Here is a 26,382-nt window from a genome sequence, read left to right on the forward strand (position 1 = left end):
TCCGAGTCCGCCGCGACCGACGCCGCCGACCCGTTCGTCGCGTGTGCTGAGTCGCTCATTACCCGCATCTCAGTCCGGACGCACTTGAGTTTTAGGTTTGCCTAAAGCGTCTGTGAATCGGTCGCACGAACCGGTGACGAGGGGTTCTCCGCCGACCGCGACCCGGTCACTCCCCCGCGAGCCACCCGGCCACGTCGTCGCCGACGCGGAGCGCGAGCGCGGCGATGGTGAGCGTCGGGTTCATCGCGCCGCTCGTGGGGAAGACGGAGCTGGAGGCGATCCAGCAGTTGTCGAGGTCGTGGGTCCGGCAGTCGGCGTCGACCACGCCCCGGTCGGGGTCGTCGCTCATCCGGGTGGTGCCCATGTGGTGGTAGGCGGGCCCGGTCGCGTCCGGCCCGGCGACCCACTCCACGTCGGCGCCGAGCTCCTCGAGGATCGACACCTGGATCTCGTTGGCGCGCTCGATGGTGTCGAGCGCGCGCTCGCCGACCGTCCACTCAATCTGCGGCACCGGGTTGCCGCGGTCGTCGGTCCGGTCGTCCGCGAGGGTGATCCGGCTCTCGGCGTCCGGCAGCTGCTCGACGAGCCCGCCCATCGCCACGTGGTTCCCGTAGCCGTCGCGGAGCCGCTCCGCGAGCGCGTCGCCCCAGTCGTCGCCCGTGAGCGCCATCTCCACCGGCGAGGGGCCGGCGTAGTTGAAGAACTCCAGCTTGAACGGCGCCTGCTCGGCGTCGGCCTCGTCGTAGAACTGGTCGCAGGCGCTGGTGTAGAAGCCGACGTGGTTCTGTCTGGTCGGCTCGTCGAGCGTGCCGCCGGCGCCCGCGAACAGGTGGTCCATGAAGAACTCGCCGACGTGCCCGCTCCCGTTCGCGAGCCCGTCCGGGTAGCGGTCGGACGCGGACAGAAGGAGGAGCCGCGGCGTCTCCACGCCGCCGGCGGCGACGACGAACGCGTCCGCCTCCTGTCGGTGGCGCTCGCCGTCGGGCGTCGCGTAGACGGCGGCGGTCACCCGGTCGTCGCCGTCGTGTTCGAGCCGCTCGACCGGCGCGCGGTCGATGACGGTCGCGCCCCGCTCCTCCGCGCGCTCGACGTGGACCGTCGCGTCGTACTTCGCGCCGCTCGGGCAGACGGGCTGGCAGGTGCCGTAGCCGACGCACGGCGAGCGGTCGTCGTACGGCTCGGAGTTGCGCGCGTTCGGCACCGAGTGCATGTCGATCCCCAGCTCCTCGCAGGCCTCGGCGAACAGCGAGTCGCTGTAGGAGGGCTCGAACGCGGGCATCGGGTGCGGCTCCTCGCGCGGCGGCGCGTAGGGGTTGTCCGACGCGCCCGCGACGCCCAGCTCGCGCTCGGCCTCGGCGTAATAGGGGCGGAGGTCGGCGTACTCGATGGGCCAGTCGGCGCCGACGCCGCGCTCGCTGGCGGAGTTGAAGTCGTCCTCGTGGAGCCGCATCACCATCCCCTGCCAGTGGAGCGTCGAGCCCCCGACCCCCTTCACGCGGGCGTGGTTGAGCGGGTAGAACCACTCGCCGTCGTTCTCGTGGGCGTCGCGCGCGCCGCCCACGCCCCACACGTCGGGCCGGCCGTACGAGGGCCGGATCGCCCGCTCCTGCCTGGCGAGCCGATCCTCGGGATCGAACCGCGGCCCGGCGTCGAGGACCACCACCTCGCGGTCGCCGGCGAGCCGGTCGGCGACGAGCGCCCCCGCGGGACCGGCGCCGACGACGCAGACGTCGGCGTCGGGGACGGGCGTCCGGTCGACGTCGCGCCCGTCGCTCGCGCGCCCGTCCCCCAGGCTCTCGGCGCCGCTCACGGCGGCCCCCGCTGGTAGCTCTCGGCGCCGCCCGCGTGCCCCTGCGGGTTCTCGATGCCGACGAGCTCGCCCCCGGTCGGGGACGAGTACAGCGCGAGCAGCAGCTCGTTCACGACGTAGTACCGCACCCGCTCCGCGGTCGTCCCGTCCGGGTTCTCCTCGGCCACGTCCGCGCCGAGCTCGCGGAGCAGCGCGTCGCGGTCCGCGGCCGACAGCTCCGCGACCGGCGCGCCGTACCACGAGCGGGCCGCCGACTCCACCTCGGCGACCGCGCTCCGGATCCCCTCGCCGTGCGCCGACCCGTCGAGGCGCCCCTCGAGGAACGCCTCGACGAACGCTTCGACCCCCGAGACCGCGTCGGGGTAGACGGTCCGCGCGACCGCCGTCATCGCCGTCCGGACCGCCTCGTCGCCGGGAGTCCCGTCGCCGTCCCACGCGGGCGCCTCCCCCTCGGCCCCCCCGTCGTCGGTCGTCCGACGGACGCCCAGCGCGACGCCGCCGGTCGCGCCGATCGCGGCCAGCGCGGCCGCCGCGTCGCGTCGCGTCAGTTCCATGAAAGAGTTTAGGTGGCCCTAAATTCATATATCCGTCGGAGCGCGCTCGCCGCGCGATCGGAACCCCTAACGCCGGGCGCGCCCTCGCCTCGACAACCCGATCCCGCCTCCCGCACAATGACTCTGCGAACCCGGATCCGCGACCGCTTGACAGACGGCGACGGCGACCTCCCGCTGGGGCTCACGCTGCTTTGCGCGGCGATCGCCGCCACCCTCGTCTTCCCGCTGGCGTGGCTCGTCATCGAGGCGGTCGCCGTCGAGCGCGAGCGCGCCGTCGACCTCCTCTTCAGCGCCGGGACCGCCGACGTGCTCGTCAACAGCCTGCTCCTGATGGCGGGCGTCACGGCCGCGTCGATCCTGATCGGCGTCCCGCTCGCGTACCTCACCGCCCGGACCGACCTCCCCTTCCGGCGGTTCTGGACGGTCGCCGCCGCGCTCCCGCTCGTCGTCCCGAGCTACGTGGGCGCCTTCTCGTTCGTCTCCGCGTTCGGGCCGCAGGGCGAGTTCCACGAGGTGCTCGCCCCGCTCGGCGTCGAGCGCGTCCCGGAGATATCCGGGCTATGGGGGTCGATCCTCGTCATCACGCTGTACACGTACCCGTACGTCTACCTGACGACCCGGGCCGCGCTGCTGTCGTTCGACACGACGCTCTTAGAGGCCGCCCGGACGCTGAACCACGGGCGGCTCGCGGCGTTCCGCCGCGTGACGCTCCCCACGATCCGACCCGCGATCGCCGCCGGCTCGCTGTTAGCGGCGCTGTACGCGGTCTCGGACTTCGGCACCCCCTCCATCATGCGGCTCCCGGTGTTCACCCGGCAGATATACGTCGAGTACAACGCCTTCGGCCGCGACTACGCGGCGCTGCTCTCGCTCCAGCTGCTCGTCGTCGTGGTCTTAGTGCTCGCCCTGGAGTGGGCCGTCCGCTCGGACCGGGAGACGAGCGGCGACGACGCGGGCCGGACCGAGGACCGCGTGTCGCTCGGGCGGCTGCGCTGGCCGGCGACGCTGCTCCCGGCCGGCGTCTCCGCGTTCGCGCTCTTGGTCCCGCTGTGGATCCTCGGACTGTGGCTGGTCAACTCGGAGGCCGGGCGGCGCCCCTCGCTCGCGTTCGAGCCGATACAGGTGCTCAACTCGGTGTCGGTCTCGGCGGCCGCCGCGGTCGTCGCCGCGCTCGCCGCCATCCCCGTCGCGTACTTCGCCGCGAACCACGACTCGCCGCTCGCGGTCGTCTTCGAGCGCGCGACGTACGTCGGCTTCGCGGTGCCCGGCATCGTGCTGGCGCTCGCGTTAGTGTACTTCGGCTCCGGCTACGTGCCGTGGATCTACCAGACGCTGCCGCTCCTGATCTTCGCGTACGTCGTCCGCTTCCTCCCGCAGGCCGTCGGCTCCGCCCGCACGTCGATCCTCCAGGTCGACCGGCGGCTCGTCGAGGCCGGGCGCACGCTCGGCGAGTCGCCGACCGGCGCTTTCCGCCGCGTGACGTTCCCGCTCACTCGGTCCGGGATCGTCGCCGGGGCCGCGCTCGTGTTCCTCACGACGATGAAGGAGCTGCCCGTCACCCTCGTGCTCCGCCCGTCCGGCTTCGACACGATCGTCACCCAGATCTGGCGAGCGCAGTCGACCGCGCTCTACCAGTACGCGGTCGTTCCAACGCTCATCCTGCTCTTAATCTCCGGGCTCTCGATGGTCGTCATCCTCACGCAGGAGGGCGGCGAAGAAGGGCTGTGAGAACGGCGCCGCGACCGCGGTGACTCGGATCAGTCCGCGGCGGTGGGCCGCTGGTCCCGCGACACGCGGAGCGAGCTTATCGCCGTGTAGAGGACCGCGACCGCGACGACGACCGCCGCGCCGATGACGAGCACCAGCCCGAGCAGTTCGAGCGTCGCGTTACCCAGGTAGGAGCCGACCTCGCCGACGCCCACCGCGACCGCGCCGACCAGCAGCATCCCGCCGAAGTACACCTTGATCCCGTCGGCGTCGACGACGGCGGTCGCGGCGGACCCGACCCGGGCGCCGAGCGCGCTGCCGAACAGCAGCGGCACGACGATCCCGAGGTCGACGCCGCCGCCCTGCCCGTAGAGGTAGCTCCCGAGGCCGCCGGAGAAGACGATCTCGAAGAGGTCGGTGCCGACCGCGACGGGCACCGGGACGCCGATCGCGTAGATCATCGCGGGCATCCGGATGAAGCCGCCGCCCACGCCGAGGAAGCCCGACAGGACGCCCGTCGCGAAGGCGACGGCCGTGATGACCCACGCGGAGACGCGGACGTCGCCGCGGAGCGTCACCATCGGCGGGATCCGGACGGTCCGTTGGATCTTCTTCGCGACCTCGGGGATCTCGTACTCGTCGAGGTCCTTGTCGGCGGCCTCGTGGTCGACGCCGCCGCCGCCGTCGCCCTTCAGGGCGTCGCGGGTGACCATCGCACCGACGCCGCCGAGCAGGACGACGTAGGCGATGCTGATGACGCCGCCGGCGAGCCCGAGCGATTCGAGGTAGTAGACGCTGGCGCGCCCGGCCTCGATGCCGATCGTCGTGCCGGTGATCATGATCACGCCGAGCTTGTAGTCCACCTGCCCGAGGTCGTGGTGTTTCAGCGTCGCGATGACGGCCGTCCCGAAGACGAACGCCATCCCGCTGCCGACCGCGACCGGCGCCGGGTACTCCAACATGAGCAGGGCCGGCGTGACGAGGAACGACCCGCCCATGCCGAAGAACCCGAACAGGACGCCGACGACGAGGCCGAACCCGGCGAACAGGGCGAGCATCTCCGGACTCGTTCCCAGGAGCCCGGGCCCGGCGAGGAGGTTACCGAGCACTCGCGTCACCTCCGACGAGGAGCCGCATGAGAGCGGGGCCGACGAGCCGTTCGAGGCCGGCGTAGCCCACGTACAGCACGAACGCCTCCACGAGGATCGCGCCGATGAGCAGGGCCGTCTCCGGGTCCCACGTCGGTATCTCTAGTCCAGCCATCGATTCTCCCTCTCGCTGCTGACCGCGGTATTTCGCTGTTGGCACATTTCTGCTCGGCCTCACCTACCCACCTCGTGCCTATAACGATTTTGGGACTATCGTACAATACTATATTCGGGTAACCTCGACCGGAGTACCGATAACTTACGGAGAACGTATCCCCGTCGCGCGGGTCCGCGAGCCCCTACGGCGTGCGGTCGCGGCGCGGTCGCGCGCGGCCCGAACGGTCCCGCCGGTGATCGGTTCGATCTCTAGGTCGCTCGGCGGTCCCGATCGGTGTCGGCGTCCGAGACCGTCCGGGCGCGGTTGATGGAAAAGCGAACCGCGGGGTCGCCGCCGGGAGGTTACGACACCGCGATCACAAGACCGCGACCGCGACGGCGTACGCGAGCGCGAACGAGAGGGCGAACGAGCCCGCCCACGCGCCCACCGTCGCGAGGATCTTCCGCGCGTCCACCGCGTCGCGACCGCCCACGGCCGCGCCGCTCCCGATGATCGCGCTCACGACGATCTCGTTGAACGAGACGGGGACCCCGAGCAGCACCGCCAGCTGCGCGATCAGGAAGGAGGGGACGAGCGCCGAGATGGAGCGGCGCGGCCCGAGCGAGGAGTAGTCCCGCGCCAGCGACTTGATCATCCGCGGCGCGCCGGTCCACGAGCCGACCAGCATCCCGACCCCGCCGCCGACGAGGACGGCCGTCGTCGAGACCGTCCCGACCCCGTCGAGCAGCGGCAGCAGCGGCCCGACGGCCAGGCCGACCTGACTCCCGCCGGCGGAGAACGCGACGAGCGAGCCGAGCGCGAGCAGCACGCGCCGCAGCCCTCCCGACTCGTCGCGGCGCACGTCCCACCAGACGACGGCGGCGATGGCCAGCGCCACGAGGCCGGTGACCGCGACCGCCGACGCGAGTCCGTCGATCGAGAAGGCGCGCTGTGCGAGTCCGCGGACGGTCCCCGGCGCGGCCCCCTCGCCGAGAAAACCGAACCGGACGTTCGCGAGGACGGCGCCGACGAGCCCGGCGAGCGCCGCCACGCTGTACCGCTCGGGGACGCCGGACCGCGGGAGCACGCTGGCGATCCCGAACGCGATCCCGCCGCCGACGAACGGCGTCAGGACCCAGACGGCGCCGATCTGTTGGTACTTCGCCCAGACCGGCGTCCCGCCGAGCGCGAGGCCGACGCCGACGACAGCGCCGGTCACGGTGAACGCGGTCGCGATCGGGATCCCGGTGGTGATGCCGACCGCCATCAGCCCCGCGCCCAGCAGGAGCACGAGGATGACGCCGGCGACGGGCAGGCTGATCCCGCCCACGAGGCCGCTGCCGACGGCCTCCGAGACGTTCCCGCCCTGCGTGACGGCGCCGGCGAAGCCGAAGACGCCGACGAGGAGGGCGGCCCGCATCGTCGAGACGGCGTTCGCGCCAACGGCGGGGGCGAACGGTGTCGCGCCGCTCGACCCGGCGCCGATCACCCACGCCATGAACAGGCTCGCGAGCGCGGCGCCGGCGAAGAGGGCGAGGAAGGCGAGGTCCATGGGGGCGGCGTCTCAGTCCGCGCCCGCCGGGGCGGCGTCGCGCGACTCGCTCCGGCTCCGCCAGTACCCCTGCGCGTACGCGCCGACGAACATGCCGCCGAGCGCCCAGAGGATCGCGACGTTGCCGACCCCGAGGCTCGCGTACGCCGCGCCCGGACAGATGCCGGAGAGTCCCCAGCCGACGCCGAAGACGGCCCCGCCGACGAGCACGTTCCGGTCGAACGGCTTCAGCCGGCGCTCGTACGGGCTCCCCGTGAGGGGCGCCGCGTCCCGGATCCGCGGCAGCAGCGCGAACGCGAGCCCCGAGACGATCGCGGCCCCGAACATCACGAACGGGAGCCCCAGGTCCTCGAACTGGAGGAAGTTCAACACGACCTCCGGCCGGGCCATGTGGCTGAAGCCGAGCCCGAAGCCGAAGATGAGCCCGCCGACGAACACCAGCGGCTTGAACAGGGGATGCCGGTCCGCCATCTACGGGCTCACCCCCAAGGCGGCGACGACCTGCGCGGTCCCGATCGCCACGGTCAGGAACGTCGCGACGCCGACGAGCGACGTCCGCGACGCCGAGCCGACGCCGCAGACGCCGTGGCCCGAGGTGCACCCTTTGCCGATCCGGGTCCCGATACCGACCAGGATCCCGCCGACGAACAGCCGCCACGGCTGGACGTCGGTTGTCCACAGCGTCACGCCGGCGACCTCGTAGAGCCGGCCGGTCGTTCCCGGCTCGTACAGCGAGGTCGCGACCGCGCCGGACTGGACCGTCGCGGCGAACGCGAGCGCGCCCAGGACGATCCCGGCCGTGAACACGAGCCGCCAGTCGCGCGAGCCGACGTACCGCTGGAACCGCGACCGGTCGGAGACGTACGACAGCGTCGATTCGAGGAACGTGCTCGCCCCGGCCGCGATGCCGGTCCCGGCGTAGATGGCGACGGTCCCGAGGCCGACGAGCAACCCCCCGACGGCGTACCGGCTGATCCCGTTCGGGAACAGGTCGGCGACCGCCTGTAGCAGTACTGGGTCAGCGACCATCGGCGTCGTCAGTCACCCGCGAGCGAGTCCTGGCTGGCGGCGCAGTTGTTCGGGCCGAGCTCCAGGGTGAACGCCTCCTCGTCGTCGACGGCGTTCTGCCCGAGGTTCGTCGCGATGATGTCCTCGTAGTTGGCCGGGCGCGGCGGCATGTCCGCGAGGACCAGGTCGACGAAGTCGTCCTCGTCCATCGTGAGCGCGTCCATCTCTTCGACGAGGTCGCCGATCGGCGCCGTGTAGGTGCCGTCGTCGGCCGGGACGGCCGCGTCGCTGAAGTGCGCGCCGCCGACGAGCGTGTCGTCTGGCAGCGTCAGGACGCGCTCCTGGAGCGACTCGTACAGCAGCCGCGCGGCGTCGGGGGCGCCCTCGTCGCCCTCCTCGAGGTCGGGGCGGGCGACGCTCTCGACGAACAGCCCGTCGCCGGTCGCGAGCAGGCTCCCGTCGACGAGGTAGGAGGTCATCCCGGTCGTGTGGCCGGGGGTGTAGACGGCCTCGACGGTGGCGTCGCCGGCCGCGAACGCGTCGCCGTCGTCGGCCGTGGTCAGCTCGTCGGCGTACGTGACGCCGCGGTCGACGGCGGCCGCGGGGATGACGCCCTCGACGCCGCGGGCGTCGAGGTCGCGCACGCCCGAGATGTGGTCGGCGTGGACGTGCGTGTCGATCGCGTACTTCAGTTCGACGCCGAGGTCGTCGGCGTCGTCGAGGTAGCGGTCGGTGAAGGCGCGCAGCGGGTCGATGATCGCGGCCTCGCCGCCGTCGTAGAGGAGGTAGCCGAGACAGCCCGAGGAGGGGCGCTGGTACTGGAGGAGCGTGCCGGCGCCGTCGTACCGCTCGACCTCGACGGCGTCGTAGATGCTCGCCCAGCCGTTCATCCCGTCCTCGAGGTGGTCGACGTCGTAGCCCCGCTCCGCGAGCGTGCCCGCGACGTACTCGCTGGCGCCGCCCTTCGCACAGAGGACGGTCACCTCGCGGTCGTCGGGGATCCGGTCGAGGACCTCGTCGTCGATCTCGTCGTCGAGGAACTCGAAGTACGGGACGTTGATCGACGTGACGGTCTCGCCGTCGATGCGCCACTCTTCGTAGTCGGACCGCATGCGCGCGTCGAGGATCGTGACGTCCTCGCCGGCGTCGATTCGGCCTTTGAGCGAGTCCGGGTCGACGGAGTCGACGTCGACGTCCGGAGTCGGAAAGTCGTCGGCGTTCATGTTTCGCAGTCGCTCCTACCGGACCGACGCACAAAAGCATTTTCATAGTATTTCCTTTTCTAAGCAATACTACTCGCCCGCAGATTCGGATATACGCGGATGGGTCCGTCGCTACCGCTCTTGTGAACCGTCTTAACCGGTTCGGCGTTATACAGTAGTTAGTAGAATTCCCAAGAACCGACACAGTTTTACTTCACCGGGAGGTATTGTGCGATAGCTCCAATACAGACACCGGAGCAGATACACAATGAGTGCCGAATTCGACATCGCGGAGACGCTCGACGTGAAAGGCGCATCGTGCCCCATGCCAGTGGTGAAGACCAAGTCCGCCATCGACGGCCTCGCCGAGGGCGAGGTCCTCGAAGTGCTCGCGACCGACCCCGGCAGCATGAGCGACATCGACGGGTGGGCCGACGGCACCGCGGGGGTCGAGCTCCTCGACCAGACGGAGGGCGACGACGTGTACAAACACTACGTCCGCAAGACGGCGTAACGATGAGCACGGACACATCCGACGCCCCGGGCGACGACCCGTCGGCCGAGGACGCGCCGACCGACGACGCGCCCTCCCGCGCGGAGCTGGCCGCGCGCGTCGACGAGCTCGAGGACGCGCTCGCCGAGGCCACCGACGACGGCGGCAAGAAGATGAGCATCATCGCCACCAAGGGGACGCTCGACATGGCGTACCCGCCGCTCATCCTCGCCAGCACCGCGGCCGCGTTCGGCTACGAGGTGACCGTCTTCCACACGTTCTGGGGGCTCGACATCCTCCACGAGGAGCGGTCGAAGCGCCTCAAGCTCAGCTCCGTCGGCAACCCCAACATGCCCGTTCCCAACGCGGTCGCCGCGCTGCCCGGGATGGACCGCGTCACGACGAAGATGATGGAGCGCCGGATCGCGGACAACGACACCGCCACGATCGAGGAGCTCCTCGAGACGAGCCTCGACATGGGCGTAGAGTTCCAGGCCTGTCAGATGACCATCGACCTGATGGACTACGACGAGGACGACTTCTACGACGGCGTCACCACGGGCGTCGGCGCCGCCACCGCGCTCCAAGATATGGCCGAGGCGGACATCCAGCTGCTCGTCTGACCGCCGCGAAGCGATCGCCCGGTTCTGTTTTAGCCGTCCTGTCACCGGAGGCGACCGCTCCGGTACCGCCGATCCGGCCGCGAACCGTCAGCGACCGCGACCAACCGCGTCCGGTCGCGTCCCGGACCGGCGCCTCTCCTCGCCCGCGAGATCACTCGCTCTCCTCGCGGCCGGCGCGCTCGCGACCGATCGCGCCCGCCACCGCGAGCAGGTAGCCGAGCCCGTACTGGACCTCCGGGTCGCGCACGCCGCGGAGCAGGCCGACGGCGCCGACCCGCTCCGGCGGCTCGCGCTCCGCCTCGCCGACGCCCTTCAGCAGCGTCTCGACGCCGTCGCGGGCGTCGTCGTCGGCCGCCGTCTGCGCCACCTCGCCGAGCGCGGCGCCGGTGCCGGCCAGCGACGCGACCATCTCGTCGTCGAGGGCCGCGGTCGCCAGCGACCCGACCTCGGCGATCTCGGCCAGCTCGTCGAGGGTCCCGCCCCGCTGGAGTTCGAGCAGCGTGTCGAGCGCCGCCCGCAGGTCGTCGCCGTTCTCGCCGACCGCCTCGGCCAGCGCCGCGGTCTCGTCGGTCGCCAGGCCGTCGGCGGACTCCGCGAGCGTCGCGCCCGTGGCCGAGAGCTCGCGGACCATCTCGTCGGAGAGCGCGCCCTCGCCCAGCGCGAGCACGTCCAGCAGCTCGTTGACCGCGTCGAGCCGCTCCACGAACGCGGCGACCGCCTCCGGGTTCTCCGCGATCGCGGCCTCGAGGTCGGTCGACTCGGGCGCTTCCGTCTCGGACATGGTCAGAGCAGCCCCCGCGCGGTGAGCCAGTAGGACTCGTTGTACGCCAGCTTCGACCAGTGGAGCTTCTCCGACGGCGGCGCGGGCGACGGCGGGCGCTCGTAGTCGAACTCGACGAACGAGGCGGCGTCCATCCCCGTCTCGATGAAGCACAGGGTCTTCCCGTCGTACGTCGCCGTGGGCGGGCGTCCGCGGACCTCGCTGGCGAGGCGCCGCCCGACGACCCCGGCCTGGTAGTGGGCCACGCTGCCCGCGTTCGGGACGCCGGTGTCCGCGGTGTCGCCGAGCGCGTACACGTTCTCCGCGGCCTCGGCCTCCAGGGTGTGCTTGTCGACGTCGACCCAGCCGTCGTCGCCGAGCCCGGCCGCCTCGATCAGGTCGACGCCGCCGTGGGGCGGGATCGACACGAGGAGGTCGTAGCCGAGCTCGGTCCCCTCCATCGACGTGATCGTCTCCGCCTCGGGGTTGACCGACTCCGCGTTGAAGAACGTCTCCACGGCGATGTCCCGCTCCTCCATGATGGGACGGGCCCACTCGGCGATGTGGGGGTTCCCGTGGACGCGCTGGATCGGGTACGTGTAGGTGATCCCGACGTCCTCGCGCAGGCCGCGCTCGCGGAACCAGTCGTCGACCATGAAGACGAACTCCAGCGGCGCCGCGGGACACATGTGGGGCGTCCCGACGACGCTCAACACGATCTCGCCCTCGGTGAACTCCAGCAGCTCGTCGCGCAGGGCGGTCGCGCCCGACTCGCTGTAGTAATTGTGCCCGCCCTCGGCGAGCCCGGGGATCCGCTCGGGTCTCAGCGTCGACCCCGTCGCCAGCACGAGGTGGTCGTACTCCGCCGCGGGCGCGGTCCCGTCGAACCGGAGCTCCTGCGCGTCCGTGTCGATCTCGGACACGCGGCCGATCCGGAGGTCGACCGCGTCGTCGATCAGGTCGTCGAGCGCGCGGCGACCGTCCGCCGGTTCGCGCTGCCCGAACGGGACGTACAGCCAGACGGGCTTGTACACGTGGTCGGGGCCGTCGTTGATCAGGGTGACCTCGACGTCGCCGGCGTCGAGCTCCGGGCCGAGCCGGTCGGCGAGGTCGTTGGCGAGCACGGTGCCGCCGGTCCCGCCGCCGAGGATGACGATGCGTTCGGTCATGCCTTCTCCACGTAGAACGCGGTATGGTCGTCGAGCTCCTCGACGGCGAGCAGCTCGTTGCCGGCCTCCTCGGCCCACTCGGGGACGTCGGTGCGCGACTGTTCGTTGTCGCTCAGGAGCCGGACGACGGCCCCGGGCTCGGCGCCCCGCATCGCGCCGATGAGGTCCATCAGGGGACCGGGGCAGGCTGCGCCTCTGGCGTCGACGGTGTCGTCGGGTTCGATGTCGGTCATGGCTGTCTCACACGCGACGGTTGCGGCGGCAGCCTATTAGACTTGTGCGTAAATTCCACTATTCTAAAATACGCTGTTCGGCACGGACCGGTGGCGGCGGTGCCCGTCCCGCTACCGATCGAACACCAGCGCGTAGTGGTACGGCGGCAGGTCGACCCGCCGGTCGAGTTCGAACGCCGCGGCTCGCCGGACGGCCTCCTCCGTTTCTTCGGGGGACATCCGCAGCGCCGTCGGCGGGCCGCGGGGCTCGCCCCCGACGGTCGTCGCCTCGCGCGGCCGGTCGCGCCAGTTGACGACGATCAGGCTCCCGCCGGGCTCGACCGCGTCGAACGCCTCCCCGAGGAACCCGGTCCGGTCGTCGACGCCGTGGAGGGTGTTCGCCACGACGAGCGCGTCGACCGGCTCCGGGAGGAGATCGGTCAGGTTCCGGGCGTCGCCGCGGACCGGGACGACGTTCCCGATCGCCTGCCGCTCGGCGAGCGAGGTCAGCTCGGCCAGCAGCGCCTCGTCCACGTCGACCGCGTACACGGACGCCGGCTCGGCGATCCGGGCGGCCGGGAGCGCGAAGTAGCCGCTCCCGCAGCCGACCTCGGCGACGGACCGCCCGGCCGCGAGCCCGAGTTCCCGGAGCGTGGCGCCCGGCGTCGGCCAGAGCTTCCCCCACCAGTCCCAGTCGGGCTGGCCGGTGTTCCGGAACCGGTCCATCGTCAGCGGGCGGTCGCCGCGTCGGCGTCCGGTGAGCGGTGCGGGCGTCGCGGTCGGTCGGCCCCGGCGGCCGGCGCGTCGAGCGCCCTGCCCCCGCGGAGCCGCCCCCTCGCCGGCATAGTGTTGTCCTTCATATCCACAAGTACACTATTCCAGTATCTATGTCTTTCTCACGCGGTCCGGGACCGACCGGGCGGCGGTCGCCCCGCACCCCGCCGGCGGCTACCCGTCGATCCGGGCCCGCCACGCCGCCGGGAGCCGGGCGTAGACGACCGCGTTGTCGACGAGCGCGTCGACCGGGACGTGCTCGTCGGGCGCGTGCGCGGTGTCGGTCCCGAGCGCGAACTCGACGGTCGATATCCCGGCGTTCCGGAGCTTCTTGGCGTCGCCGCCGCCCGTCGCGCTCCGCCTGAAGACGCGGTCCCCGGTGACGCCCGCGGCCGTCGACGCGACGGCCTCGACGAGCGGGCCCTCGGGGTCTTCGGCGGTGCCGACGCTCCAGGAGACGTCGGCGATCGTGATCCCCTCACAGCCGGCGACGCACTCCCGGATCCCGGCGAGCACGTCGGGCGTGTGGACGCCCGCGGTGAGCCGCACGTCGACCTCGGCGCGCGCGGAGCCCGGGACGGCGTTCACCGCGTCGCCGCCCTCGAAGACGCCGAGGTTGATCGACGGGTACCGGAACAGCTCCCGGGCGGCCGCCTCGCCCATCGACGGGGCGTAGTACGCGACCGACTCCTCGACGATCGGCTCCACCTCGGCGTCGATCGCCAGCCGCTCGCCGCCGAACCGCTCGCGGATCCGCTCCACGGCGGCGTAGAGCCGGTCGACGGCGTTGACGCCGAGGGCCGGGCGGGAGCCGTGCGCCGCCTCGCCCGCCGCTTCGAGCGTCAGCCAGATGCTGCCCCGGTCGGCGACCGTGACGGAGTGACGGCCCGCCTCGCAGGTCGGCTCGCCGATCACGCACGCGTCCGCGTCGAGCGCTCCCGCGTCGAGCAGCGCCGGGAGCCCGGCGTCGCCGCCCACCTCCTCGTCGCTCACGAGGGCGAACAGGAGGTCGACGGGCGGCTCCGTATCCGTCGCGGCGAAGGCCCGGAGCGCGAACAGCAGCGACGCCACGGCGCCCTTCATGTCGGTCGCGCCCCGGCCGTAGACCCGGCCGTCGGCGCGCTCGCCGAGCGGGTCGCGCGTCCACGCGTCGGCGTCGAACGGGACCGTGTCGAGGTGCCCGTTGAACAGCAGCGTGCGGTCGGCGTCGCCGGGGACCCGCACGAGCAGGTTCGGCTTCGCCGGGTCGACGGCGACCCGGTCGACCTCGACCGGGAGCGGGTCGAGGAACCGCTCGACGGCGGCGACGATCTCCCGCGTGTCGCCGGGCGGGTTCGACGTGTCGACGGCGAGCAGGTCGAGGGCCAGCGAGACCAGCGCCTCCCGGTTGTCTCGCACGTACTCGGCGGGGGCGTCGCCGGCGGGCGTCGGCCGCGACGCGCCCGTGTCTTCGGCCATACCGTCCCGTTCGGTCCCCGGCGGTTTAGCTGTTTTGTATAGATCACACAATATAATGTGGCAGGTGGGGCTCCTCAGCCCACGCCTCAGGGATCGGGCGGCGTCGCCCGGTCCTCGCTCCCGTTCGGCTCTCGACCGTACCGGTCCTCGAACTCCTGAACGAGCCGGCCGACGGTCGCGTACCAGCTGTTGAGGAGCCGCCGCATCTCGCGGGCGATCGCCTCCGGCGCCTGCGGGCGGTACACGTAGTAGTAGCCGCCGTGGTCGTAGTTCACCTGCCGCCGGACGACGAGGTCGAACTCGACCAGTCGCGATATCGACCGGTGCGCCGTCGACCGCTCGCAGCCGAGCCGGTCCGCCACGTCGTCGACGGTGAGCCACTCGTCCGCCCGTTGGAGCGCCCGAAAGACCGCCCGGTCCCGGTCGTTGAGCCCGTGGATGCACTCCAGGGCGTCCGGCCACTCCATGTCGCGTTCGAGGTCCTCGCGCACTGACGCGGTCATCGTACCGGGCGGTAGGGTGACGGAGGCGGTTAAAGATGTTCCCGAACAGCACAAGACTATCTCGGCCGCGGTGACGTAGACGCGGTTCGGTCGGCGTGTCGCTCGAATTTTCGGGCCGCTATCCAAAGGGTATTTGTTACGTAGGCCCAAGACGATACACGAATGACGCTTCCGATCGACCCGACTCAGATCGACCCGGACGACATCGGCGAGCAACAGACGACCCTCGAAATGGACCACGAGGAGGCGATCGAACACGTCCGCGACGCCTTCACCGACGCCGGCTTCGGCGTCCCCGTCGAGTTCTCGCCGTCCGAGATGCTCAACGAAAAGGTCGACGCTGGTCGCGACCCCTACTACGTGCTGGGGGCGTGTAACCCCGAGGTCGCCGACCGCGCCCTCGACGCGACGGACAACAAGCTCGGCGCGCTGATGGCCTGTAACGTCGTCGTCTGGGAGGAGGAGCCCGGAACGCAGCGCGTCTACCACGTCTCCATCATGCGCATCGCTCGGCTCGTGGGCATGGCGCCGGACGACGACGAGATGGCGGACATCGTCGCCACCACCGGCGAACTCGTCGACGAGGCGTTCGAGAACCTGTAGGGTCGCGTCGCGCCCGCTCCGCCCTGCCCGTCCCGCCCGTCCTCCGTTCCGATTCCACACCTACTTATTCGCGACCGCCGACGACCCCGTATGAACCTCGCCGATTCGCGCGTCCTCGTCACCGGGGGCGCCGGGCTCGTCGGGAGCCACCTCGCGGCCGCCCTGCTCGACCGCGGCGCGACCGTCCGCGTCGCCGACGACCTCTCGAAGGGGACCCGCGACCGCGTCCCCGACGGCGCCGAGTTCGTCGAGGCGGACGTGACCGACCCCGACGCCGTCGCCCGCGCGGTCACCCCCGACCTCGACGCGGTCTTCCACTTCGCGGCGTACACCGACACGAACTACGACGACGACCGCGCGCTGTTCGAGGAGAACACCGCGATGACGTACAACGTCTTGGAACGGATGCGCGAGGTCGGCGTCGACCGGTTCGCGTTCACCTCCTCGTCGACCGTGTACGGCGAGGCGCCGCGGCCGACGCCCGAGGACTACGCCCCGCTCGAACCGATCTCGATGTACGGCTCCGCGAAGCTCGCGGACGAGGCGCTGATCTCGACGTTCGCGCACTCCTACGGGATCCGGTCGTGGGTGTTCCGGTTCGCGAACATCGTCGGCCCGCGCCAGCGCGGCAACGTGATCCCCGACTTCATCCAGAAGCTCGACGACGACCCGACGGAACTGGAGATCCTCGGCGACGGCCGCCAGGAGAAGTCGTACATGCACGTCACGGAGTGCGTCGACGCGATCCAGCACGTCGTCGAGCACGCGGACGACGACCTGAACGTCTACAACCTCGGGACGCGGACGACCACCTCGGTGACCCGGATCGCCGACGTCGTCAGCGAGGAGCTGGGCGTCGACCCCGCGTACAGCTACACGGGCGGCGACCGCGGCTGGACCGGGGACGTGCCGAAGATGCGGCTGTCGATCGAGAAGCTGTCCGCCCTGGGGTGGGAGCCGTCGATCGAGAGCGACGAGGCGGTCCGGCGGAGCGCGCGGGAACTCATCGACGAGATAGTCGAGTAGGGAGCGGTCGGCCGCTGCGGAGCCGGTCGCGGCTTCGCCCGCCGCCCGGGGCGCCGATCTGGCCCCGCCCGGTCACACCTGTTCGTTCGCGGGCCGGGGGTCGCCGTCGAAGGCGTCGACGAGCCGCTCCGGGAGCGCCTCCGGCGAGAACACCGAGACGAGGTCGCCCGGCTTGATCCGCGTGTCGCCGTTCGGCGCGATATGGTCGCCGTCGCGCTCGATCCCCACGACCAGCACCTCGTCGGACAACAGGCCCCGCTGGTTGGCGGTCTCCAGCGAGAGCCCGGCCACGTCGGCGCTTTCCGAGACGGTGAACTCCACGACCTCCCCGCCGCCGACGACGGTCTGGAAGTCGGTCACCGCCGACGGGGCCCGGTCCTCCTCCGGGGCGAACTCGTGGTACGGCTGGAACGTCTCGTCGAGGACGATGTCCTCGCGCTCGATGGTCACCCCGGCCGAGGAGAGCTGCTGTGCGATGCGGTTGATGTCCGTCGTGTCCTCGCCGACGGCGGTGACCACGAGGTTCTCCTGCCCGGCGAGGAGCTCTCGGACCTGGATCACCCCCGGAGTCGACAGCGCCTCGTTGGCGAGCGCCGACCGCTTGCTCACGGGGGCCGTACAGGTGAACTGCGTCGTCACCTTCCCGTTCGAGTTCTCGTAGTCGATGTCGGCGTGGTACCCCCGGATGACTCCCTGCTCCTCCAGTCGGTTGATGCGGTTGCGGACCGTCGCGGGGGTGACGTCCACCTCCTCGGCGATCATCGGCGCGGACGTGTCCCTCGCGTTCATCCCTAGGTAGTAGAGGATCCGACGGTCGATCTCGTCGGGGCGGTACGTCATGGCCCCAGCTACTGGCTATCCGGTCAAAGACGTTTTGCCCCTCACACGACGACGCCTCGTGGCGGAGGATCGTTTCGAGAAACGCGGATTCGAAACGACTTAAATACGTATACCGCACTCAAGCGAGGTAATTTTTTGTGGTTCGAAAACAGAGCGTCGCGTATGGCGTCGGATCGCAGCCGCTCCCCGTTCGAACGGCTCAAGGAGCACTACGACCACGAGGAACTCGTCTGCCCGGCGTGCGGGTTCGAGGACGAAGACGGCGCGTGGGACGCCGAGGCCGACGGGGCGGATATCGTGTACACGCACGTCTGCCCACAGTGTGGCGCGGAACGGGAACACACGCTGGAGCTTTCGGACCGCGAGACCGCCCTGGAACACGTCGAAAAGCGACAGTGACCCCGGGACGGTCCCCGGAGGGTCCGCGCCGCCGCGGTCAGTTGCCCTCGGTCGACGTCCCGTCGGCGGGCGCCTCGCTCCGCTGCCGACCGGTCAGCGAGCGGTAGACGGGGTAGAGGTAGTCCTCGATCGGTCCCTGGACGCCGCGGTCGCCGGCGTAGACGATGACCGGGACGCCCGCCCCGTCCGCGAGGTCGATCACGCGGTCGGGCGTGCTCCCGAACACCCAGCGCCTGAGCCTGCGGGTCCGGGTCGCGCCGATCACGAGGATCCCGCCGTTGGCGGCGGCCGTCTCGACTAACCCCTCCGCGACGGTCGCCGCCTGGACGTTGTGGATCTGTACCTCCGGGGCGTCGGAGAGGCCGGCGACGGTCGCGTCCGCCGACTCCGCGCGCCCCCCGCCGCCGTTGGGGTTGACGCTGACCACGTGGAGCTCCGCGCCGTCGCGCCCGAGCTGCTCGACCATCGGCAGCAGCGCCTTGTGGTGCGGGCCGCCGCCCGCGCCGACGTTGACGACCGAGGTGTCCGTCTCGTCGGTGAACCCGCGCACGAACATCACGCCGCAGGGCGCCTTGTACTCGATCGTCTCGGCCACGTCGGTGTGCTCCTCGGGATACCCCATCAGGATCTGGTCGGCGTCGCCCTCGCGGGCGGTCTGGAGGATGTCGAACGCCACGTCCTGACAGATGTGGCCCTCGACCGTGTAGTCCGCGTCGAGGTCCTCGCCCGCGAGCAGCTCCTGGATCCGGGTCACGCGGCTCTCGGCGGTCTCCCGGACGACCTCCGACGGCGTCTGCTCCGGGATCTGCGTGACGTTCAGCACGTGGATGTGGGGCGTGTCGTGCCGGAGCTTCCCCAGGGTGTCGGCGAGCCTGATGTATCGCGCCGCCCTGTCCGGGCGGGCGACCGCGACGAGCACCCGGTACCGGTCATCGTCGCTCGCCTCGGCGTCCGCGCCGCCGCCCGTCTCCTCGGCGGCGGTCGGCTCCGGCTCGACCACCTTCTCGAACAGCTCGTCGACGGCCGGCGCCCCGCCCCACGACAGGTACGCGACCAGCAGCGCCCCGACGAGGACGACGCCGACGAGGACGCCCTTCAGCGGGAGGTTGTAGATCAGCCCGAGGTTCGCGAGGACGCCGACGATGGGGACGAGGGGGACTCCGGGCACCCGGAACCCGCGCTCGATGTCCGGGTAGCGCCGCCGCGAGTAGATGAGCGCGAGGTTGACGATCGAGAGCGGCAACAGGAGGTTCAGCGTCGCGAACCCGGTCAGCGTCGTCAGTCCCAGCTCCGTGATCGCGAGGGAGCCGACCACGGGCAGGGGGACGCTGATCTGGAACGGGAGGACGCCGCCCTCCGCCGGGAACAGCATGATGAACGTGACGATCAGGAAGACGATGGTGCCGGTCGCGGTGGCGATGCTCCAGAACGGGGTGTTGTACTCCGGGTGAATCCGCGAGAAGGGTCGGGGGGCCTGTCCCTGGCGGCCCATCAGCGAGCCGATCCCGCTGGCGGCGAGGATCGAAGCGTTCGACGCGCTGACCATGCTGAAGATGGCGCCGGCGACGATGAGCGACCGCCCGATGGGGCCGAGGAAGCCGGCTGCGACCTCGCCCATCGCGGTCTCGCCCTCGCGGGCGATGACCTCCGCGGGGACCGGCGAGTTGACCATCGCGACGATCACCAGCGCGTACAGGACGGTGACGGTGATGATCGACGCGGCGATGGCGCGCGGGACGGTCCGCTTCGGCTCGATGATCTCGCCGGCGCTGGCGGCGATGGCGGAGAAACCGAAGAATGTGATGAACGCCAGCGCGGCGATCGACACGATCCCCACCACGTCCGTCGTGAAGCCCGTCGCGAAGGTGCCGACCGCCGTCGACGGGCCGCGGAACGAGAAGGCGCCGCCGATGAACGCCAGCAGGACGGCCACCTTCGCCCCCGTCACGAACAGCTGGAACATCCCGCTCTCCTCGGTCCCCCGGGCGTTCAGCGTCCCGAGGAGCAGCGCGGCGAGCACCCCCGTCGTCCCGTGCGGGAGGACGTGGAACGCCTCCGGGAGCACGAACCTGAAGAACCACTCGTCCATCGTCGCGAGGTAGAACGCCGTCGTCCCGGTGTAGCCGAGGAAGAGCATCGCGCCGATGGCGTAGACGAGCGTGTCGTTCTCGAAGGTCCGCGAGGAGAACAGGTACCCCCCGCCGTTCTCGGAGTAGATCGAGGCGAACTCCGAGTACCCGGCGGCGGTGATCCCGGCGATGACGGCCGCGATGACGAACGCGATGACGGCGCTGGAGCCGATCGCCGCGACGGCGGTGCCGGAGAGCGAGAAGATGCCGGCGGCGATCATCGTCCCCAGGCCGATGGCGAACGCGATCTTGAAGTCCAGCGTCCGGGTGTGCTCAACCATCGGTGCGAAGGAGCGTCCCGCGTAACAGTTGTCCGCGTCGACCGATCGCGTCGAGTCGTGGTCTCGTCGCTACCCCGTAGAACATGGTTACCTCCTGGTCTGAACCCCGGAGACAAAATATCTCCCGGTACGATTTGCCTATGAGCCGTCCAGTCGGAGCGGAAATTATCGATTCGAAAACGGGTCGGCGGCGCGCGCCGCGGCGGACCCGAGGGGCCCTCCGCCCGTTCGAGTCCGCGGCACGGTTCGGAAGGGCCTTTTAACCCGCCCGTCGAACGGACGGTATGTTCAGGCAGCTCCGGTCGGAGGTCGAGGCGGCGCTCGCGGACGCGCTCGCCGATCTCGACCTCCCGACCGACGACCTCGGCATCGAACGCCCGCCGGACGACATGGACGCGACGCTCGCCTCCAGCGTCGCGTTCCGGCTCGCCGGCGAGGTCGGCGACGCGCCGCCGAACGTCGCGGCGACGGTCGCCGAGGCGGTGTCGATCGCGGACGCGGACTACGTCGGGCGCGTCGACACCGCGGGGCCGTACGTCAACTTCCACGCGAACGAGCGCTACCTCGCCGACACGCTCGACGCGGCGGCCGTCGACCCGGCGTACGGCGCGCTCCCCGACCGCGACGCCTCGGTCGTCGTCGAGCACACCAGCGCGAACCCGACCGGTCCCGTCCACGTCGGCCGCGCGCGCAACCCCATCGTCGGCGACGCCGTGGCGAACCTCATGGAGTACGCGGGCTACGACGTCGACCGCCACTACTACGTCAACGACGCCGGCCGCCAGATGGCGGTGTTCACGTGGGCGTACGAGCGGTTCGACGAGGACGACCTCGACGCCGACCCCGCCCGCGACCGCGCGGAGTACGACCTCGTGCGCTACTACCGGAAGGGGAACGCCTTCTTAGAGGAGGCCGACCCGGATGCGGTCGAGGCCGCCGAGGAGGAGATCCAGGCGATCCTCCAGGGGCTCGAAGCCGGCGACGAGGCGACCTACGAGCGCGTCGGCGAGGTCGTCGACACCGTGCTGGGCGGGATGAAGGAGTGTCTCGCCCGCCTGCCGGCCGAGTTCGACGAGTTCGTCAAGGAGACGCGGTTCATGCGCGACGGTTCGACCGACGAGGTCGCCGCGCGGCTCAAGGAGACCGACCACGCCGTCTACGAGGAGGACGCCTGGCAGCTGGAGCTCGACGAGTGGGGGATCGACAAGAACCTCGTGTTCCTGCGCTCCGACGACACGAGCCTCTACACGACCCGCGACCTGGCCCACCACGAGTGGAAGTTCGACAACTACGACCGCGCCGTCACCGTCCTCGGCGAGGACCACAAGCTCCAGGCCGACCAGCTCGACGCGACCCTCGAACTGCTCGGCAACGACACCGACCGGCTCGGCCACGTCATCTACTCGTACGTCAACCTCCCCGACGGGAAGATGTCGACGCGGAAGGGGACGGGCGTGATGCTCGACGACCTCCTCGACGAGGCCATCGACCGCGCCCGCGACGCCGTCGAGTCCCGGATGGACGACCGCATCCGCGGCGACGACCTCACCGACGACGACGTCGAGCGCATCGCCCACCAGGTCGGGATCGGCGCCGTGCGGTACGACATCGTCTCGAAGCAGCCCGCCAAGGCGATCACCTTCGAGTGGGAGGACGCGCTCGACTTCGAGGCGCAGTCGGCCCCGTTCGTCCAGTACGTCCACGCGCGCTGCGCCGGCATCCTCGACGAGGCAGCGGCCGAGGGCGTCGACGTGCCGGGCGTGACCGCGGACGCCGACGGCGCGGTCGATCCCGACGCGCTCGACGTGGACGCGAGGGCGTTAGAGACCGAGGCGGCTCGCGAGCTCCTCCGGGAGGTCGCCCGCTTCCCCGCGGTCATCGAGGCCGCAGCGGACGACTTGGAGCCGCACACGATCGCGACGTTCACCCGCGAGTTCGCCGACGCCTACAACGCCTTCTACCGCGAGTGCCCGGTCGTGACCGCCGAGACCGACGAGCTCCGCGACGCCCGCGTCGCCGTCGTCGCGGCCGCGAAGCACACGATGGCGAACGCGCTCGACGTGCTGGGCGTCGAGGCGCCGGAGTCGATGTAGGATCGGTGTTATCGAGTTCGGCCTTCTTCGGGTGCTGACCGAAGATCGACGGCAAACACGTCCAAAGCCCCAGCCGTGAGCCCCGCCCCACACAACACTGCTCTGCGCCTCACACCTCCCCAGCCTCGTCGGCCGCCCGTCGCTCCGCTCGGGCGACCGACTCCCTCGCGCGTGCTGTCTCGCGGCCTCCGGCCGCTCGCAGGCACGCGTCACCGCAGTCCATTTATAAGTAAACGCCCGCTTAGCGACCCGTGCGACCCGGTCTCGACGCGCCGGCCGGGAGGTCAAAGCTTACTTACACGCACGCGACCGTATCTCGGACAATGAGTAGCGACGCACAGGAGGCGAACGAGGACCGCCGGAAGTACGAGTTCCGCAAGGTCATCGAGGAACTCAAAGACTACGAGGGCTCCGGCACCCAGCTCGTCACCATCTACATCCCCGAAGACAGGCAGATCTCCGACGTGGTGGCCCACGTTACCCAGGAGCACAGCGAGGCGTCGAACATCAAGTCCAAGCAGACCCGGACCGCCGTTCAGGACGCGCTCACCTCGATCAAGGACCGACTGCGCTACTACGACACCTTCCCGCCCGAGAACGGGCTGGTGATCTTCTCCGGCGCCATCGACGCGGGCGGCGGACAGACCGACATGGTCACCCGGACGCTGGAGTCGCCGCCCCAGCCCGTCGAGTCGTTCCGGTACCACTGCGACTCGGAGTTCCTCACCGAGCCGCTCGAGCACATGCTCGAAGACTCCGGGCTGTTCGGGCTCATCGTCTTGGACCGCCGCGAGGCGAACGTCGGCTGGCTGAAGGGGAAACGCGTCGAGCCTGTCAAGTCCGCCTCCTCGCTCGTCCCCGGCAAACAGCGGAAGGGGGGTCAGTCAGCACAGCGGTTCGCCCGCCTGCGCTTGGAGGCCATCGACAACTTCTACCAGGAGGTCGCGGGGATGGCCAACGACCTGTTCGTCGACAGGCGCCACGAGCTCGACGGCATCCTCGTCGGCGGCCCCTCGCCGACGAAAGACGAGTTCCTCGACGGCGACTACCTCCACCACGAGCTCCAGGACAAGGTCCTCGGCAAGTTCGACGTCGCGTACACCGACGAGTCCGGGCTGAAGGACCTCGTCGACGCGGGCCAGGAGGCGCTCGCGGACCAGGAGATCGTCCAGGACAAAAACGACATGGAGGAGTTCTTCGAGAAGCTCAACACCGGGCAGGAGGCCACCTACGGGTTCGAACAGACCCGCCGGAACCTGATCATGGGGTCGGTCGACCGCCTGCTCATCTCCGAGGACCTCCGCTCGGACGTCGTCGTCTACGAGTGCCCGAACGGCCACGAGGAGTACGAGGTCGTCGACGCCCGCCACTCGACGCCCGACCACGAGTGCAGCGAGTGCGGCGACGAGGCGGCCGTCGAGGAGCGCGAGGACGTCATCGAACACCTGATGGCCATCGCGGAGCAGCGCGGCACCGAGACGCGGTTCATCTCGACGGACTTCGAGAAGGGCGAGCAGCTGCTCGACGCGTTCGGCGGCATCGCGGGCATCCTGCGCTACTCCACCGGCGTCTAAAGCGGTCCCCCGCGGCGGTCCTTACTGCTGTTCCGGCTCCACCGGCGTCGCCGCGACCTCCAGGCACGCGCAGGCGTCGGACTCGGGGTCGAAGCAGTCCGGACACTCCGGCTGGCGGTCGATGATCGTGTCGAGCCGCTCGGCCACCGTGTCGTCGATGACCGCCTCGAGCTCGCGGGCCTCCGCCTGGAAGTCCTCGACCGCGAGGACGTTGGCGAGGAAGCGCTCGATGATACAGTACGTCTGGAGGGCGTCCCGCGCGCGGACGATGCCGTCGTCGGTGAGGCGCACGCCCTTGTACTTCTCGTGTTCGGCGAGCCCCCGCTCTTCGAGCTTGCCGATCATCTCGTTGGCGCTGGCCGGGCTGACGCCGAGCGCGTCGGCGATCGACCCGGTCGAGGCGGGCCCGTCATCTTCGTCCTGTACGACGTATATCGTCTTGAGGTACTGATCTGCGGTGTTCACGGCTGTCCTCCGTCGGCGCTCGTCGGCGACTCGTCTGCCCGGTTCATCGGCGCTCCATGACCTCCGTGACCTCGCGCACTCCCTCGGCCTCCTCGTCGCGGATCGCCGTCAGGGTCGCGATCAGCTCATCGCGGTCGATCGAGAACGCCGCGTCGGAGTCCTCGATCGCCTCGATGAGGTCGTCGTAGAACTTGTACGCCGTCTCCTCGTTGCACAGCTGGTCGTACAGCACGTCGTCGAAGTCCTCCGGTCGCGTCCGCCCGTAGCGGGCGTCGACCAGCGACTCGATCTCGTCGAACGGGACGCTGTCGACGCCGAGCCCCTCGACGAGCGCCTCCAAGCGCTCGCGGTGGTCGGCCGACTCCTCGGCGGCGTCCGCGAGCAGCGTCTCCACCTCCTCGTCGAGCTCGGCGTCCAGCTGCTGGTAGTGGCGGTGCGTTCGCGCTTCGACGACCTCCTCGAGCACGATGCCGATCTGGAGCAGTCGCGCGAGCTGGTCGTCGGAGGCGACCCGCTGGCTCACGCTCACCGCGACCACCCGAGACGGCGCGATACGCGGGTTCGCATACCACCGACTCGGGCGTCGTCGGTCTTAAGCGGTTCCCCTCGCGCGCCGGTCGCTCAGTCGGTGTGTCGGGCGTCGAAAAAAAAATCCGTTCGGCGGGCGGGCCGCGAGCGCCGACCGCTTACTGGAGGCGCTCGAAGACGAGCTCCTCGACGTCGTCGCGGAACTCGTCGACCGCGATCTCCTCTAAGACGGGCACGAAGAAGCCCTCGACGAGCATGTTCCGGGCCGTCCGCGAGTCGATCGAGCGGCTCTCGAGGTAGAACAGGTCCTCGGCGTCGACCTGCCCGACCGTCGCGGAGTGGGAGGCCTCGGTGTCGTGGTTGTGGATGATCAGCTTCGGCGACGCGTCCGCCTCGGCGTCGTCCGACAGCATCAGCGTGTTCTCGCGCTGGTAGCTGGAGGTGTTCCACGCGTCCTCGCCGACGTCCTGGACGCCCTCGTAGACGGAGCGGGCGACGTCGTCGAGCACGCCGCGGGTGACCAGGTCGGCGGTCGTCTGCTCGGCCTGGTGCCACACGCGGGCGTTGATGTCGAAGTGCTGGTCGTCCGTGCCGAAGAACGTCCCGACGATCTGGCTCTCGGAGCCGTCGCCGTTCAGGTCGGTCTCGATGTCGGACCGGGTGAGCTTCGAGCCGAAGTTGCTCTCGATCCAGTCGATCGTCGCGTAGGTGTCCGTCACGCCGCGCTTCAGCGAGTAGGTGTACGCGTCCGCGTCGAGGTTCTGGAGCGAGCCGAACTGGACGTTCGCGTTCTCGCCCGCGACGACCTCGACGAGGTTCGAGAAGTACCGGTCGTCGTCGACCTCGGCGTCACCGGTCTCGATCGACTCGAGGATCGTCACCGACGACGACTCCTCGGCGACGACGAGCGTCTGGCTGAACAGCGAGCGGGAGTTCATCTCCGCGCGCACCGTCACGTCCTCGACGTCGACGCCCTCGGGGACGTAGACGAACGTCCCGGTGGTGAAAAGCGCGACCGAAAGCGCGGTGAGGTAGTTGTGTTCGGGGTCGAGGACGGAGCCGAAGTTCGCCTCGATCACGTCGCCGTACTCGGCGAGCGCCTCGGTGAACGGCAGGACGACGACCTCGTCGTCGCCCGCGGTCCGCTCGGTCTCGTCGGCCTGGTTCAGCGGGTCGACGAGCGCCTCGAAGTCCAGCGCCTCCAGGTCGGTCCAGCGGCGCCCCGGCGTCTGGATGACGTCGGGCAGCTCCGCGGTCTCCAGCGCGGACAGCGCGTTCAGCCGGGTCTCCAAGAGCCACTCGGGCTCGTCGCGTTCGTCGGCGATGCGTCGTACCGTCTCCTCCGAGAGGCTCTCTAGTTGCTTCGTGCTCATG

At 70.4% G+C, this 26,382-nt stretch carries 28 protein-coding genes; 8 read left to right on the forward strand and 20 right to left on the reverse strand.

What is annotated here, in order from left to right:
- Nucleotides 1-166: 166 nt before the first annotated feature.
- Together DVK05_RS11765 and DVK05_RS11770 are read right to left on the reverse strand one after the other, a co-directional pair.
- Entirely contained in the window at nucleotides 167-1,810 is a 1,644-nt protein-coding gene (locus DVK05_RS11765) for a GMC family oxidoreductase (protein ID WP_121563521.1), read from the reverse strand.
- Complete coding sequence (locus DVK05_RS11770) at nucleotides 1,807-2,364, reverse strand: gluconate 2-dehydrogenase subunit 3 family protein (protein WP_121563522.1); 558 nt, start codon at nucleotides 2,362-2,364, stop codon at nucleotides 1,807-1,809. The genes DVK05_RS11765 and DVK05_RS11770 overlap by 4 nt, the downstream gene beginning before the upstream one ends.
- A 117-nt stretch (nucleotides 2,365-2,481) precedes the next feature.
- Here DVK05_RS11770 and DVK05_RS11775 point away from each other — a divergent pair, with 117 nt between their 5' ends.
- The gene (locus tag DVK05_RS11775; protein ID WP_121563523.1) at nucleotides 2,482-4,092 is read left to right on the forward strand and encodes an iron ABC transporter permease; all 1,611 of its coding nucleotides are present in this window, start codon (nucleotides 2,482-2,484) and stop codon (nucleotides 4,090-4,092) included.
- A gap of 29 nt (nucleotides 4,093-4,121) precedes the next feature.
- On the opposite strand, the gene DVK05_RS11780 is transcribed toward DVK05_RS11775, so the two are convergent.
- The 6 genes from DVK05_RS11780 to DVK05_RS11800 all read right to left on the reverse strand — a co-directional run bounded on the left by DVK05_RS11780 (nucleotide 4,122) and on the right by DVK05_RS11800 (nucleotide 9,099).
- Nucleotides 4,122-5,180 carry a sulfite exporter TauE/SafE family protein gene (locus DVK05_RS11780; RefSeq protein WP_121563524.1) on the reverse strand — a complete coding sequence of 353 codons (1,059 nt, stop codon included), beginning with the start codon at nucleotides 5,178-5,180 and terminating at the stop codon, nucleotides 4,122-4,124.
- Nucleotides 5,170-5,334 carry a hypothetical protein gene (locus DVK05_RS17365; RefSeq protein ID WP_173229098.1) on the reverse strand — a complete coding sequence of 55 codons (165 nt, stop codon included), beginning with the start codon at nucleotides 5,332-5,334 and terminating at the stop codon, nucleotides 5,170-5,172. Before DVK05_RS17365 ends, DVK05_RS11780 begins: the two co-directional genes overlap by 11 nt.
- Before the next feature lie 358 nt (nucleotides 5,335-5,692).
- Nucleotides 5,693-6,868, reverse strand: a complete 1,176-nt coding sequence (locus DVK05_RS11785; RefSeq protein ID WP_121563525.1) for an inorganic phosphate transporter — start codon at nucleotides 6,866-6,868, stop codon at nucleotides 5,693-5,695.
- A 12-nt stretch (nucleotides 6,869-6,880) separates the two neighbouring features.
- Nucleotides 6,881-7,339, reverse strand: a complete 459-nt coding sequence (locus tag DVK05_RS11790) for a YeeE/YedE family protein (RefSeq protein WP_121563526.1) — start codon at nucleotides 7,337-7,339, stop codon at nucleotides 6,881-6,883.
- Complete coding sequence (locus DVK05_RS11795) at nucleotides 7,340-7,897, reverse strand: YeeE/YedE family protein (protein WP_121563527.1); 558 nt, start codon at nucleotides 7,895-7,897, stop codon at nucleotides 7,340-7,342.
- Between the two features lie 8 nt (nucleotides 7,898-7,905).
- A complete protein-coding gene (locus DVK05_RS11800) occupies nucleotides 7,906-9,099 on the reverse strand; it encodes an MBL fold metallo-hydrolase (protein WP_121563528.1) in 1,194 nt (397 codons plus the stop codon).
- A gap of 247 nt (nucleotides 9,100-9,346) precedes the next feature.
- Between DVK05_RS11800 and DVK05_RS11805 the strand changes: the two genes are divergently transcribed.
- Together DVK05_RS11805 and DVK05_RS11810 are read left to right on the forward strand one after the other, a co-directional pair.
- Entirely contained in the window at nucleotides 9,347-9,592 is a 246-nt protein-coding gene (locus DVK05_RS11805) for a sulfurtransferase TusA family protein (protein ID WP_121563529.1), read from the forward strand.
- A gap of 2 nt (nucleotides 9,593-9,594) precedes the next feature.
- Nucleotides 9,595-10,194 (forward strand): DsrE/DsrF/DrsH-like family protein, encoded by a 600-nt coding sequence (locus tag DVK05_RS11810; RefSeq protein WP_121563530.1) that lies wholly within the window; start codon nucleotides 9,595-9,597, stop codon nucleotides 10,192-10,194.
- 151 nt (nucleotides 10,195-10,345) lie between these two features.
- Here DVK05_RS11810 and DVK05_RS11815 read toward each other — a convergent pair whose 3' ends face one another.
- From DVK05_RS11815 to DVK05_RS11840, 7 genes are all read right to left on the reverse strand, one after another.
- Complete coding sequence (locus tag DVK05_RS11815; protein WP_121563531.1) at nucleotides 10,346-10,975, reverse strand: DUF1641 domain-containing protein; 630 nt, start codon at nucleotides 10,973-10,975, stop codon at nucleotides 10,346-10,348.
- A gap of 2 nt (nucleotides 10,976-10,977) precedes the next feature.
- Nucleotides 10,978-12,123 (reverse strand): NAD(P)/FAD-dependent oxidoreductase, encoded by a 1,146-nt coding sequence (locus DVK05_RS11820; RefSeq protein ID WP_121563532.1) that lies wholly within the window; start codon nucleotides 12,121-12,123, stop codon nucleotides 10,978-10,980.
- Complete coding sequence (locus tag DVK05_RS11825; RefSeq protein WP_121563533.1) at nucleotides 12,120-12,356, reverse strand: sulfurtransferase TusA family protein; 237 nt, start codon at nucleotides 12,354-12,356, stop codon at nucleotides 12,120-12,122. The genes DVK05_RS11820 and DVK05_RS11825 overlap by 4 nt, the downstream gene beginning before the upstream one ends.
- 111 nt (nucleotides 12,357-12,467) lie before the next feature.
- Complete coding sequence (locus DVK05_RS11830) at nucleotides 12,468-13,061, reverse strand: class I SAM-dependent methyltransferase (RefSeq protein WP_121563534.1); 594 nt, start codon at nucleotides 13,059-13,061, stop codon at nucleotides 12,468-12,470.
- Nucleotides 13,062-13,063: 2 nt separating this feature from the next.
- Complete coding sequence (locus tag DVK05_RS17705) at nucleotides 13,064-13,195, reverse strand: hypothetical protein (RefSeq protein WP_255409712.1); 132 nt, start codon at nucleotides 13,193-13,195, stop codon at nucleotides 13,064-13,066.
- Between the two features lie 88 nt (nucleotides 13,196-13,283).
- Nucleotides 13,284-14,567 carry a M20 family metallopeptidase gene (locus DVK05_RS11835; RefSeq protein WP_121563535.1) on the reverse strand — a complete coding sequence of 428 codons (1,284 nt, stop codon included), beginning with the start codon at nucleotides 14,565-14,567 and terminating at the stop codon, nucleotides 13,284-13,286.
- A gap of 86 nt (nucleotides 14,568-14,653) precedes the next feature.
- On the reverse strand, nucleotides 14,654-15,070 hold the full coding sequence (locus DVK05_RS11840; RefSeq protein ID WP_199712323.1) for a helix-turn-helix domain-containing protein: 417 nt from the start codon (nucleotides 15,068-15,070) through the stop codon (nucleotides 14,654-14,656).
- Nucleotides 15,071-15,232: 162 nt separating this feature from the next.
- Here DVK05_RS11840 and DVK05_RS11845 point away from each other — a divergent pair, with 162 nt between their 5' ends.
- On the forward strand, nucleotides 15,233-15,673 hold the full coding sequence (locus DVK05_RS11845) for a DUF302 domain-containing protein (RefSeq protein WP_121563536.1): 441 nt from the start codon (nucleotides 15,233-15,235) through the stop codon (nucleotides 15,671-15,673).
- A 90-nt stretch (nucleotides 15,674-15,763) separates the two neighbouring features.
- On the forward strand, nucleotides 15,764-16,699 hold the full coding sequence (locus DVK05_RS11850; protein WP_121563537.1) for an NAD-dependent epimerase/dehydratase family protein: 936 nt from the start codon (nucleotides 15,764-15,766) through the stop codon (nucleotides 16,697-16,699).
- A gap of 72 nt (nucleotides 16,700-16,771) precedes the next feature.
- Here DVK05_RS11850 and DVK05_RS11855 read toward each other — a convergent pair whose 3' ends face one another.
- The gene (locus tag DVK05_RS11855; RefSeq protein ID WP_121563538.1) at nucleotides 16,772-17,539 is read right to left on the reverse strand and encodes an Lrp/AsnC family transcriptional regulator; all 768 of its coding nucleotides are present in this window, start codon (nucleotides 17,537-17,539) and stop codon (nucleotides 16,772-16,774) included.
- Nucleotides 17,540-17,701: 162 nt separating this feature from the next.
- Here DVK05_RS11855 and DVK05_RS11860 point away from each other — a divergent pair, with 162 nt between their 5' ends.
- Complete coding sequence (locus tag DVK05_RS11860) at nucleotides 17,702-17,938, forward strand: HVO_0649 family zinc finger protein (RefSeq protein ID WP_121563539.1); 237 nt, start codon at nucleotides 17,702-17,704, stop codon at nucleotides 17,936-17,938.
- Nucleotides 17,939-17,975: 37 nt separating this feature from the next.
- Here DVK05_RS11860 and DVK05_RS11865 read toward each other — a convergent pair whose 3' ends face one another.
- Nucleotides 17,976-20,348 carry an amino acid permease gene (locus tag DVK05_RS11865; RefSeq protein WP_121563540.1) on the reverse strand — a complete coding sequence of 791 codons (2,373 nt, stop codon included), beginning with the start codon at nucleotides 20,346-20,348 and terminating at the stop codon, nucleotides 17,976-17,978.
- Between the two features lie 284 nt (nucleotides 20,349-20,632).
- Between DVK05_RS11865 and argS the strand changes: the two genes are divergently transcribed.
- Nucleotides 20,633-22,441: an arginine--tRNA ligase gene (argS, locus tag DVK05_RS11870; protein ID WP_121563541.1), complete on the forward strand. Its 1,809-nt coding sequence runs from the start codon at nucleotides 20,633-20,635 to the stop codon at nucleotides 22,439-22,441.
- A 323-nt stretch (nucleotides 22,442-22,764) separates the two neighbouring features.
- Nucleotides 22,765-24,015 carry a peptide chain release factor aRF-1 gene (gene prf1 / locus DVK05_RS11875; protein WP_121563542.1) on the forward strand — a complete coding sequence of 417 codons (1,251 nt, stop codon included), beginning with the start codon at nucleotides 22,765-22,767 and terminating at the stop codon, nucleotides 24,013-24,015.
- Between the two features lie 21 nt (nucleotides 24,016-24,036).
- Here the strand turns inward: prf1 and DVK05_RS11880 are convergent, their stop codons facing one another.
- From DVK05_RS11880 to sufD, 3 genes are all read right to left on the reverse strand, one after another.
- Nucleotides 24,037-24,480: a metal-dependent transcriptional regulator gene (locus tag DVK05_RS11880; RefSeq protein WP_121563543.1), complete on the reverse strand. Its 444-nt coding sequence runs from the start codon at nucleotides 24,478-24,480 to the stop codon at nucleotides 24,037-24,039.
- A 43-nt stretch (nucleotides 24,481-24,523) separates the two neighbouring features.
- Complete coding sequence (locus DVK05_RS11885; protein ID WP_121563795.1) at nucleotides 24,524-25,009, reverse strand: ferritin family protein; 486 nt, start codon at nucleotides 25,007-25,009, stop codon at nucleotides 24,524-24,526.
- A gap of 157 nt (nucleotides 25,010-25,166) precedes the next feature.
- Nucleotides 25,167-26,381, reverse strand: a complete 1,215-nt coding sequence (sufD, locus tag DVK05_RS11890) for a Fe-S cluster assembly protein SufD (protein ID WP_121563544.1) — start codon at nucleotides 26,379-26,381, stop codon at nucleotides 25,167-25,169.
- Nucleotide 26,382: the final 1 nt, after the last annotated feature.

This window comes from Halorubrum sp. Atlit-8R (genome assembly GCF_003666025.1).
Classification (GTDB): Archaea; Halobacteriota; Halobacteria; order Halobacteriales; family Haloferacaceae; genus Halorubrum; species Halorubrum salinarum.

Coding starts and splice junctions, on each gene's coding strand:
- DVK05_RS11770 (WP_121563522.1), bottom strand. CDS start 2,364: ATGGAACTGACGCGACGCGACGCGGCGGCCGCGCTGGCCGCGATCGGC.
- DVK05_RS11775 (WP_121563523.1), top strand. CDS start 2,482: ATGACTCTGCGAACCCGGATCCGCGACCGCTTGACAGACGGCGACGGC.
- DVK05_RS17365 (WP_173229098.1), bottom strand. CDS start 5,334: ATGGCTGGACTAGAGATACCGACGTGGGACCCGGAGACGGCCCTGCTC.
- DVK05_RS11785 (WP_121563525.1), bottom strand. CDS start 6,868: ATGGACCTCGCCTTCCTCGCCCTCTTCGCCGGCGCCGCGCTCGCGAGC.
- DVK05_RS11790 (WP_121563526.1), bottom strand. CDS start 7,339: ATGGCGGACCGGCATCCCCTGTTCAAGCCGCTGGTGTTCGTCGGCGGG.
- DVK05_RS11795 (WP_121563527.1), bottom strand. CDS start 7,897: ATGGTCGCTGACCCAGTACTGCTACAGGCGGTCGCCGACCTGTTCCCG.
- DVK05_RS11800 (WP_121563528.1), bottom strand. CDS start 9,099: ATGAACGCCGACGACTTTCCGACTCCGGACGTCGACGTCGACTCCGTC.
- DVK05_RS11805 (WP_121563529.1), top strand. CDS start 9,347: ATGAGTGCCGAATTCGACATCGCGGAGACGCTCGACGTGAAAGGCGCA.
- DVK05_RS11810 (WP_121563530.1), top strand. CDS start 9,595: ATGAGCACGGACACATCCGACGCCCCGGGCGACGACCCGTCGGCCGAG.
- DVK05_RS11815 (WP_121563531.1), bottom strand. CDS start 10,975: ATGTCCGAGACGGAAGCGCCCGAGTCGACCGACCTCGAGGCCGCGATC.
- DVK05_RS11820 (WP_121563532.1), bottom strand. CDS start 12,123: ATGACCGAACGCATCGTCATCCTCGGCGGCGGGACCGGCGGCACCGTG.
- DVK05_RS11825 (WP_121563533.1), bottom strand. CDS start 12,356: ATGACCGACATCGAACCCGACGACACCGTCGACGCCAGAGGCGCAGCC.
- DVK05_RS11830 (WP_121563534.1), bottom strand. CDS start 13,061: ATGGACCGGTTCCGGAACACCGGCCAGCCCGACTGGGACTGGTGGGGG.
- DVK05_RS17705 (WP_255409712.1), bottom strand. CDS start 13,195: ATGAAGGACAACACTATGCCGGCGAGGGGGCGGCTCCGCGGGGGCAGG.
- DVK05_RS11835 (WP_121563535.1), bottom strand. CDS start 14,567: ATGGCCGAAGACACGGGCGCGTCGCGGCCGACGCCCGCCGGCGACGCC.
- DVK05_RS11840 (WP_199712323.1), bottom strand. CDS start 15,070: ATGACCGCGTCAGTGCGCGAGGACCTCGAACGCGACATGGAGTGGCCG.
- DVK05_RS11845 (WP_121563536.1), top strand. CDS start 15,233: ATGACGCTTCCGATCGACCCGACTCAGATCGACCCGGACGACATCGGC.
- DVK05_RS11850 (WP_121563537.1), top strand. CDS start 15,764: ATGAACCTCGCCGATTCGCGCGTCCTCGTCACCGGGGGCGCCGGGCTC.
- DVK05_RS11855 (WP_121563538.1), bottom strand. CDS start 17,539: ATGACGTACCGCCCCGACGAGATCGACCGTCGGATCCTCTACTACCTA.
- DVK05_RS11860 (WP_121563539.1), top strand. CDS start 17,702: ATGGCGTCGGATCGCAGCCGCTCCCCGTTCGAACGGCTCAAGGAGCAC.
- DVK05_RS11865 (WP_121563540.1), bottom strand. CDS start 20,348: ATGGTTGAGCACACCCGGACGCTGGACTTCAAGATCGCGTTCGCCATC.
- argS (WP_121563541.1), top strand. CDS start 20,633: ATGTTCAGGCAGCTCCGGTCGGAGGTCGAGGCGGCGCTCGCGGACGCG.
- prf1 (WP_121563542.1), top strand. CDS start 22,765: ATGAGTAGCGACGCACAGGAGGCGAACGAGGACCGCCGGAAGTACGAG.
- sufD (WP_121563544.1), bottom strand. CDS start 26,381: ATGAGCACGAAGCAACTAGAGAGCCTCTCGGAGGAGACGGTACGACGC.